This is a genomic window from Pseudomonadota bacterium (assembly GCA_010028905.1).
GTDB lineage: Bacteria > Vulcanimicrobiota > Xenobia > RGZZ01 > RGZZ01 > RGZZ01.
Genome location: RGZZ01000828.1, coordinates 1 through 1,329, shown reverse-complemented (window position 1 = coordinate 1,329; position 1,329 = coordinate 1). Strand labels below are relative to the sequence as shown.

2 protein-coding genes are annotated in these 1,329 nt (G+C 62.9%); both read left to right on the top strand.

Translation table 11 applies throughout. The features are described 5' to 3' along the window. Nucleotides 1–134 precede the first annotated feature (134 nt). On the top strand, nucleotides 135–995 hold the full coding sequence (lexA, locus tag EB084_25660) for a transcriptional repressor LexA (protein NDD31650.1): 861 nt from the start codon (nucleotides 135–137) through the stop codon (nucleotides 993–995). A gap of 86 nt (nucleotides 996–1,081) precedes the next feature. After that, on the top strand, nucleotides 1,082–1,329 hold a 248-nt coding region (locus EB084_25655), incomplete at its 3' end, for a hypothetical protein (protein ID NDD31649.1).

The following is a 1,329-nucleotide window of genomic DNA, read 5'->3' as shown; positions in this document are numbered from 1 at the left end:
GTCGGTATAAGCCCATTTGGGCTTCTAGTGTGGAATGGGGCAGTCGGCTTCACCGCCGTCGCGGGACAGCTGTCGCGGTCTTCGGAACCGCTCGCGCACCCTGAATCCGACATCTGTACTTCTGTACACTGTCCATGTTGACAAGTGTACATTCGTCCACTATAATCACCCATGCCGAGTCAAGCATCGCCCTCAGACACTGCGGTGCGCGACCGACCCTCGACCGGCGTCGTGCAGGCAGGCACGCGAGGCCCGAGCGAGGCGAAGGGTGTGAGGTTGCCGCGGCAATTGCCCACGGCGATCTCACCCCCCGAGGAGGCTGCATGTCACCCGATAGAAGCGTACGTGATCTCACAGAGCGGCAGCGCGAGGTTCTCGACTACATTGTCGAGGTTCTTCGCGAGAGCGGTTATCCGCCCACCGTTCGTGAGATTGCCAATCACTTCGGCATGGCGTCTGCATTTGGCGTGCAGCGTCATCTGGAGGCGCTCCAGAAGAAGGGGTTTCTTCGTCGTGAGACAGGGGCGCGCGCGCTGACGCTTGCACCGAGCGTGCTCCAGGCACTCGAGCACACGACGGGTGCGCTGCCGGTTGCGGCAGAAGCTCCCCCGCCCATGAACGCCACCCTGGTCCCGGTGCTCGGGCGTGTGGCGGCTGGCATCCCCATCACGGCGGAGCAGAATGTAGACGACATGCTCGCCCTGCCAGACGCCTGGATCTCGGGGCGGGGGAATGTCTACCTGCTTCGTGTCAAGGGCGACAGCATGGCCCCTGGCATCGAAGACCGTGATCTCGTCATGGTGCGCGATCAGGCTTCGGCTGAGAACGGCGCCATCGTTGTGGCATGTGTAGACGGAGAGGCCACGGTCAAGCGCTTCTTCCGAGAGCAGGGGCGAATCGTGTTGCGTGCAGACAACCCGATGTACGCCGACATCGTGCTCACCCATGACTTTCGCCTGAATGGGCGGGTCATCGGCGTGATTCGACTCTACTGACCCACCGCTGACTCATTTTCACAGGTTGTCGGGTGCGCTGGTGCGACCCGTCTGTTCCATCCTGCGTTGAATAAGGAGGATCCCTCATGTCCATCATGGTTGAGCCCCTCAAGCGTCGCCTGCCCCTGACGGTTCCGGTACATCTGCCTGACGCACCCGTGTCGCCCCTCGAGCAGCCGCTTCGAAGCCTGCTGACGGCGACCGTCTGCCTCCCCGATGAATCCGCCGCAGCCACCACGCGTCGTCGCAAGCGCAGCTTCAAGCGCAGCCTCAAGCGCCTGGTTGCGCCCTATGCACTGGCCGCCTGTGACTTCGTCGAGGTCACGGTCGAGGC

Bases quoted from the DNA above. Each gene is read 5' to 3' on its own strand.
- lexA (NDD31650.1), top strand. From the start codon at position 135: ATGTTGACAAGTGTACATTCGTCCACTATAATCACCCATGCCGAGTCA.